The sequence below is a fragment of the Methylobacterium sp. genome (assembly GCF_028290105.1).
Lineage (GTDB): Bacteria > Pseudomonadota > Alphaproteobacteria > Rhizobiales > Beijerinckiaceae > Methylobacterium.
Genome location: NZ_JAQGKL010000216.1, coordinates 1 through 7343, shown reverse-complemented (window position 1 = coordinate 7343; position 7343 = coordinate 1). Strand labels below are relative to the sequence as shown.

7 protein-coding genes and 1 pseudogene are annotated in these 7343 nt (G+C 69.5%); 2 read left to right on the top strand and 6 right to left on the bottom strand.

Annotated features, from left to right (window positions below; genetic code table 11):
* Positions 1–64: 64 nt before the first annotated feature.
* Positions 65–745, bottom strand: coding sequence for an HAD family hydrolase (locus JWQ05_RS15510; RefSeq protein WP_299660034.1), 681 nt, complete (start codon positions 743–745; stop codon positions 65–67).
* A 329-nt stretch (positions 746–1074) separates the two neighbouring features.
* Here JWQ05_RS15510 and JWQ05_RS15505 point away from each other — a divergent pair, with 329 nt between their 5' ends.
* Both JWQ05_RS15505 and JWQ05_RS15500 read left to right on the top strand, forming a co-directional pair.
* The gene (locus JWQ05_RS15505; RefSeq protein ID WP_299660032.1) at positions 1075–1584 is read left to right on the top strand and encodes a GcrA family cell cycle regulator; all 510 of its coding nucleotides are present in this window, start codon (positions 1075–1077) and stop codon (positions 1582–1584) included.
* Between the two features lie 73 nt (positions 1585–1657).
* A complete protein-coding gene (locus JWQ05_RS15500) occupies positions 1658–1900 on the top strand; it encodes a hypothetical protein (protein WP_299660030.1) in 243 nt (80 codons plus the stop codon).
* Positions 1901–2004: 104 nt separating this feature from the next.
* On the opposite strand, the gene JWQ05_RS15495 is transcribed toward JWQ05_RS15500, so the two are convergent.
* The 5 genes and pseudogenes from JWQ05_RS15495 to JWQ05_RS15475 form a co-directional block, all read right to left on the bottom strand.
* Positions 2005–2214, bottom strand: coding sequence for a hypothetical protein (locus JWQ05_RS15495; RefSeq protein WP_299660028.1), 210 nt, complete (start codon positions 2212–2214; stop codon positions 2005–2007).
* A gap of 118 nt (positions 2215–2332) precedes the next feature.
* Positions 2333–4000, bottom strand: coding sequence for a DNA repair protein RecN (recN, locus tag JWQ05_RS15490; RefSeq protein ID WP_299660026.1), 1668 nt, complete (start codon positions 3998–4000; stop codon positions 2333–2335).
* A 137-nt stretch (positions 4001–4137) separates the two neighbouring features.
* Positions 4138–5016 (bottom strand): outer membrane protein assembly factor BamD, encoded by an 879-nt coding sequence (locus JWQ05_RS15485; RefSeq protein ID WP_299660024.1) that lies wholly within the window; start codon positions 5014–5016, stop codon positions 4138–4140.
* 221 nt (positions 5017–5237) lie between these two features.
* The gene (gene lpxC / locus JWQ05_RS15480; RefSeq protein ID WP_299660022.1) at positions 5238–6185 is read right to left on the bottom strand and encodes a UDP-3-O-acyl-N-acetylglucosamine deacetylase; all 948 of its coding nucleotides are present in this window, start codon (positions 6183–6185) and stop codon (positions 5238–5240) included.
* 328 nt (positions 6186–6513) lie between these two features.
* A pseudogene (locus JWQ05_RS15475) lies at positions 6514–7343 on the bottom strand (cell division protein FtsZ); the annotation flags it as partial.

The following is a 7343-nucleotide window of genomic DNA, read 5'->3' as shown; positions in this document are numbered from 1 at the left end:
TTGATCCGTTGGAGGGCCGCCCGTTCGGGGGCGGCCCTCTTCGTTCGGGGCTTCGTTCCGGATTTCAGGCCGCCGGAACGAGCGCGTCGACCGCGCCGCCGAGGGCGTCGAAATGCGCGATGACGCGGTCGGGGCCGAGTTCGGTCACGGGCACGTCCGTATAACCGAAGGGCACCGCCACCACCGGGATGCCGGCGGCCTTGGCCGCGTCGATGTCCGCGCGGGAATCGCCCACCATCACCGCCCGGGCGGGGTCGCCGCCGGCCCGTTCGATGGTCAGGGTGATGTGGCGCGGGTCGGGCTTGAAATAGGCAAACGTCTCGCGGCCGCAGATCGTCGCGAAGCGGTCGGCGATCCCCAGAAGCCCGAGCAGGCGCACCGCCTGTCCCTCGTACTTGTTGGTGCAGACCGCGAGCAGGAAACCCCGCGCACGCAGGGCATCCAGCGCCTGGGGGACGCCGGGAAACAGGTGCGAGCGGTCGCACAGGTGGTCGCCGTAATGGGCGATGAAATCGTCGAACAGACCGTTCAGACGTTCCGTGCTCAAGGGCTCGCCGACGGCGCTGAAGCCGCGCTGGATCAGCGCCTTCGCGCCCGCCCCGATCATGTCGCGAGCGTGCTCCAGCGGCAGGGCCTGGAGCCCCTCGCGCAGCAGGATGGCATTCAGGGTTCCGATGAGGTCCCCTGCGGTCTCGGCGAGGGTCCCGTCGAGATCGAACACGACGATGGGCGGCAGGGCGGTCATGGAGGCTCGCAATCTGGTGGCCCCGACCGTGCAGCGCGAGCGGGGCCGGGGATCCGGTGGCCCCGGCTCTAGCCCATCCCCGGCGATCCGGCGAGACGAGCCCGGCCGCAGAGCGTGGCCATTGCCGGTGGACAGGTGTCGCACGCGCCGAGCGGCGCTTTGGCGCGCTCTTGCTTCCGCGTCGCTGCCTCCTGTACGGTTCGGCCAGTCGACGGCCGGGGGGCCGGCTCGGCCATCATCCGACGGCCCTGTCCCATGTCAGAACGGCGGTCCCGCGCAGGCGGGCGACGATGACAACAGGGCGGCTGCGGACGGTTTCGGAGGGGGCGATGGTGGAAACGGTCCCGAGCTGGTCGGACGAACGCGTCGATCTGCTGCGTCGGTTGTGGGAAGAAGGCCTGAGCGCCAGCCAGATCGCCACGCAGCTCGGCGGCGTGACGCGGAATGCCGTCATCGGCAAGATCCACCGCCTCGGCCTCTCGGGCCGGGTCAAGGGCGCCGAAATGGCGGGCACAGCGCCGCGCCGGGCCGTTCGCGAGGGCGAGGCGGATGGCGTGGTCGTCTCCATCGAGGATGGTATCCCGATGGTGGAGATGCCGGTCGAGATCAAGCCGGCGGCGCCCGTTCCGGTGGCGCTGAAGGCCTCGAACCGCGTCACCATCATGGACCTGCGGGAATCGATGTGCCGCTGGCCGATCGGCGACCCGACCTCTCCCGACTTCCATTATTGCGGCGACCGCTCGATCACCGGCCTGCCCTACTGCACCACGCACGCGCAGATCGCCTATCAGCCGGCGGCGGAGCGCAACCGGAACCGGCGCATCGGCGGCTTTCGCTGAATGGCACACTTTCACGGCTTCGTGCGTTGAGGTCCGTCGCCGGTCCCTGACCGGCGCGGGAAGGTGACGAGCCGTGACGGAGCCATCGAATCAGACGGACGCTGCCGAGGCGGCATTCCTGGATCTGCACGCCCAGCGCGAAGATTTGGAGCGGCAATTGTCCATGGCCCGGATGCAGCAGCAATTCGGAACCGGCCAGGGCGTCGTCGATCGCGCCAGCAGCGACGAGAAATCCCTGCTGCTCAGCCTGGACCGCGTCCTGACTCAGATCCGGGCGGCGGAATACAAACGCCAGCCGAACTCACGGCGCTGGTAGACAGCGGCGACCGAAACACACCTGCCTTGCTTTGGTCGGCCGATGGGGGCATCGCTCAGGCGCCGCACCGATCGGATCTCAGCGCGGATCGGGCGGAGGCCGTCTCAGTCCATCCGCCGCCGATCCCGCTCCTTGTGCCGCAGGCGCAGGAGCAGGTCGATCTGACTGTCGGGGATCGGCTGGGTGTCGCAGATCTCTTCGTAGATGGACCGCAATGCGGTCCCGAGCCGGTAGCGGGTATCGTCCGGCAGGGTCGGCTGGCACGCGGTCTCGGTCTCGCTTCGACTCTCGCGCTCGTAAACTCTCTGGTCCAACGTCTCAGTCCCTCGTTCGAGCGATCCAACGCCGGCGCCGAATCGGAGCGCACTCGCCGTTACCCGAGTGTTACCGGGCATGGTTAACAAGGGGTAAACAGGGACGGACTATTCGCCTTCAGGCGTCGGCGGCCTGGAGCAGGCGGGCGGCGGCGGCACGGGCCTCGTCCGTCACCGTGGCGCCCGCCAGCATGCGGGCGATCTCCTCGCGACGCGCCGTCGCCTCCAGGGACGCGACGCGGGTGGCGACGCGGTCGCTGCCCTTGACCGGATCCTTGGCGATGAGGAAGTGGGTCTCGGCCCGGGCCGCCACCTGCGGCGCGTGGGTCACGGCCACCACCTGGACGCGGGTGGAGAGGCGCCCGAGCCGGGCCCCGATGGCATCGGCCACCGCGCCACCGACGCCAGTGTCGATCTCGTCGAAGATCAGGGTGGGCGCCGAGCCCTTGTCGGCCAGCACCACCTTCAGGGCGAGCATGAAGCGGGACAGCTCGCCCCCCGATGCCACCTTCATCATCGGCCCAGGCCGTGTGCCCGGATTGGTCTGGGCCCAGAACTCGACCCGGTCCATGCCGGCGAGATCGCGGGATTCCGCATCCGTGACGATCTCGGTGATGAACCGGGCCCGCTCCAGCTTCAGCGGAGGCAATTCGGCCTTCACCGCCGCATCGAGGGCTTTCGCCGCGCGCTTGCGCCCCTCGCTGAGCTTGGCCGCGGCTTTGGCGTAGGCGGCCTCCGCCTGGGTCAGCGTCGCCTGGAGGCCGGCCAAAGCCTCCTCGCCGGCATCGATCGCCGCGACGTCCGCCACGTAGCGCTCACGCAGGGCGGCGAGATCGTCGACCGGCACCTGAAACTTGCGCGAAGCGGCCCGCAGGGCGAACAATCGCTCTTCCACCCGCTCCAGTTCGCGTGGATCGAATTCGGCCTCGCGCAACGCCACGTCGAGGACGGTGTGGGCCTCGTCGAGGGCGGTGAGAGCCGCGTCGAGGGCCGCGACGCAGGGCTCGACCAGGGCCGGCAGCTGCGCGGCCCGCCGTTCGAGCTTGCGCAGGGCGGCGGAGAGGTGGGAGACGATGCCGCCGCCCGAGGCCTCGATCGCCTCGTTGAGCTCGCGCGCGACCTTCTCGCTCTGCTGCATCACCGTGCGGCGCTCGGCGAGACTCGTCTCCTCGCCGGGCTCCGGCGCCAGGGTCTCGAGTTCACCGACGGCGTGACGCAGGAAGTCGGCCTCCTTGGCGGCGGCCTCCACCCGGGCGCGATGTACGGCCAGGGCGCTGCGCGCGGCCTTCACGCGGCGGGCGACCTCGGCGACCTGGGCGAGCGGCTCCTGAAGGCCCCCGAAGGCATCCAGGATGGCCCTGTGGGTGGTGGGATCGGCGAGCGCCCGGTCGTCGTGCTGCCCGTGGATCTCGACCAGCGCCGCGCCGATGGCGCGCAACGCCTGCACGCCGACCGCCTGGTCGTTGACGAAGGCGCGGGTGCGCCCGTCGGCCATCTGCACGCGGCGCAGGATCAGGTCGCCCTCGGTGTCGATCTCGGCTTGCGCCGCGAGCGCCCGGGCGGGATGGTCGAGGGGCACGTCGAACACGGCGGTGACGGCGCCCTGGCCCTCCCCGTGGCGGACCAGCCGGCCGTCGCCGCGCCCGCCGAGCGCCAGCGCGAAGGCGTCGAGCAGGATCGACTTGCCCGCGCCCGTCTCGCCGGTCAGGACGCTGAGGCCCTCACGGAAGTTCAGGACGAGCTTGTCGATGAGGACGATGTCGCGGATCGCGAGCTGGCTCAGCATGCCGCGTATGGGGTCCCGTTGTGAACGCTGGCGCTGTGTTTAGGACCAAGCGCCCTCGGCTTCACGCAAAAAGATGCCGCCCCCGATCGGGAGCGGCAATGCGGCACTCGGACGATGGCGAAACCGTCGGCGCGGACTTACTGCGCCTCGGCGGTGCGGCCGATGACGCCGCGATAGACCTTGCTGAGCCACGAGGTCTTCTCCTCGCGCGGCTCCAGGCCCCCGTTCTGCAGGAGCGCATGCGCATCCTTGTACCAGGGGCTGTCGGGGAAGTTGTGACCGAGCACGGCGGCGGCGGTCTGCGCCTCCTGCGTCAGGCCGAGCGCCATGTAGGCCTCGGTCAGGCGCTCCAGGGCCTCTTCCGCGTGGCGGGTCGTCTGGTACTTGCTCACGACGTCGCGGAAGCGGTTGATCGCGGCGGGGAAGTTGCGACGCTCCAGGTAGAAGCGGCCGACTTCCATCTCCTTGCCGGCGAGCTGGTCGCGGGTGATCTGGATCTTGGCCTTGGCGTCGACGGCGTATTCGGAGGTCGGATACTTCTGGACGAGCTCCTGCAGACCGGCCAGCGCCTTCTCGGAGCGGTCCTGGTCGCGGGTCACGTCGGGAATCTGCTTATAATGCGACATCGCCATCAGGTACTGGGCGTAGGCCGCGTCCTTGCTCGCCGGGTGGCGCTGCAGGTAGCGCTTCGAGGCGTTGATGGCGTCGTCGTACTTGGCGCCCTCGTAGTTCGAGTAGGCGGTCATCAGCAGCGCTTTGCGCGACCAGTCGGAGTAGCTGTAGGCCTTGTCGAGTTCGCCGAACTTCTTCGAGGCGCCCTCGTAGTCCTTGTCCTCCATCCGCGCCAAGCCCTCGCTGTAGAGCTTGTCGGCGGGAACGTCCGGGATGACTTCGGGCTTGTACTTCTCGGCGAAGGGATTGATCGAATCGAGCGCGTCGCAGCCGCCGAGACCGAGGCCGCACAGGGTCACGAGCACGGCCGCCATCGCACCGCTTCTGGGATGAGTAAGGCGCATTCCGGTCTTTCCCCCAACAGACGGGTCCGTTTCCGGACGCGCGTCGTCAAGCCATCACAAAGGTCGGTCGCGTGGCTGACGGCCTCATGCCACGATCCAGGTGCGTTGCACACCGGACGGACGCCCGTTTTCACGCTCGATTCACCGTGGAGCGCGATTTGGGCGTGAAAGCGGCGGGCGGGCAACGCCCTCGATAGAAAAGGAAGGGTGTGTCGGTGGCGCTACAGATCGCCGACGAAGGCCGCGATGCCGAGGCTGGCGCCGAACTCGGTCAGGCTCGTCTCGCGGCGGGTGCCGGGGGCCTCGACGATGGCGTAGTTGGCGCGGTCGGAGAACAGGGCGGTGAGGACGCCGACATTCATGCGATGGCCGCCGCAATAGGAGCGGTAGCCACCCTGGAGGGGCAGGCCGGCCAGGGCCAGATCACCCACCGCGTCGAGGAATTTATGGCGGACGAACTCGTCCGCGTAACGAAGGCCCTCGGGGTTCACGACCGCCGTCTCGCCCACCGCCACGGTGTTCTCGAGGGAGGCGCCGAGGGCGAAGCCCGCCTTCCAGTAGCGCTCCACGTCCCGCATCATGCCGAAGGTGCGGGCGCCCGCGATCTCGCGGCGGTAGGCGGCGGGGGTGAGGTCCATCGCCTTGCGGCTGCGGCCGATCACCGGGTTCTCGAAATCGATCTCGACGTCGAGGCGGAAGCCCCGGTCGATGGGGCGAAGCTCGGCGAAGGCGCGGCCGACCTCGATGCGGACGGAGCGCAGGACCTTGATCCAGCGGCGGGCGGCGCCGCAATTCGCGATCCCGACGGCGTCGATCGCCTGAACGTAAGGAAGGGCGCTGCCGTCGAGGATGGGCATCTCGGGGCCGTCGATCTCGACGAGGACGTTGTCGATCCCGAGGCCGTAGAGCGCCGACATCAGGTGCTCGATGGTGGCGACCGCGCCGCTCTCGACATCACCGATCACGGTGCAGAGCTCGGTGGCGGAGACGCAGGCGTGGTGGGCCTTGATGAGCCGGTCGTTGCCGGTGGACATTCCGGTGCGGAGGAAGGCGATGCCATGGTTGGCGGGCGCCGGATGCAGCGTGATCTCGACCGGGTTTCCGGAATGAACGCCGATGCCGCTCAGGGTCGCGGGGGCTTTGAGTGTGGTCTGTTGGTTCGTTCGCATTCCATAGCCCTCGGCCGTGATCGGGCGTGCCCATCCCCTGGGGATGCGCATTCAGCCCTGGCGATCCGTCCGCTGCTTGAAGCCCCTGCCGGCGCTTGACGGTCGAGAACCGCCGCGCCTTGTCGTTCCAAAATTCGTATAGCCGCGCCTCAAAGCGAGGCCAAATCACGGATTCTTACGCAGTGTTACAGCCGCGGTTTCGTCACACGAATCCAAAAACGCTTGGCATGCAATGGTTTAATAATAGGTATAGCCCGGAGCCGTGGGGCTCCGGGCCTGTGGCTGAAATATCTCAGCCTGTGGGTAGGGGTTGGCTCGAAGCCCGGTCTCAGTTGGCCTGACGGCGCAGGAAGGCGGGGATTTCGAGCTGGTCGTCGTCCATCATCCGGGATTGCGGGGCGACGCGGCCCTGCGGATCGAGGTTGCCCTGGGCCGGCCGGTAAGCCGGCGCGGCCTGCATGACGGGCGCACGCTTGGCGTAGTCCGCCGGCGCGGCGGCCTGGGGCGTCGGAGCGACGGGAGCCCGCATCGGCGGGAGCGGCGCGGCCTCGACTTCCTCACGGCGTCCGCCGAAACCGACCGTCGCGAGACGGCGCAGCAGCGTCATCCGCTTGGAGTCACCGGCCGGCTCCGCCGGCTGTTCCTCGCGGGCCCGAAGCTGGGCCTGGGCGGGGAGCGGCAGGTCCTGGATCTGCGGCATGCGCGGCGCGCGGGCGACAGCCACCGCCGGACGCGGCGGCACGAAGGGACCGGCGGCGTGCTGAAGCACGGGCTCGGGTGCCGGCATCGGCGCGGGCTCGTACGCCATGGCGGCACGCGGCTGCGTCTGAGTCAGCATGACCTCGTCGCGCATCACCGGGGCCTGCGGCAGCTCGATCCGCATGGGCTCGGACGCCAGGGCGACCGGCTCGGGCGCGCGCAGGGGCTGCGGAGCCTGGAGCGGCGCGGCCTGGACCGGGGCCGCCTGGATGGGCGACGGGGCGGCGGGCTGGGCGGCTACGGGGCCGTCCTGTCCGACGGGGCGAAAGGTCTGCGCGGGCTGTGCCGCCCGCGCCCTCGCTTCCGCGCGCAGACGCTCGGCGACCTCGGCGATGCGCTGCTCGGTCTGCACGATGTCGGGGTTGTTCTGCGAGTTGGCGGCGATCAGGGCCGGCTCGA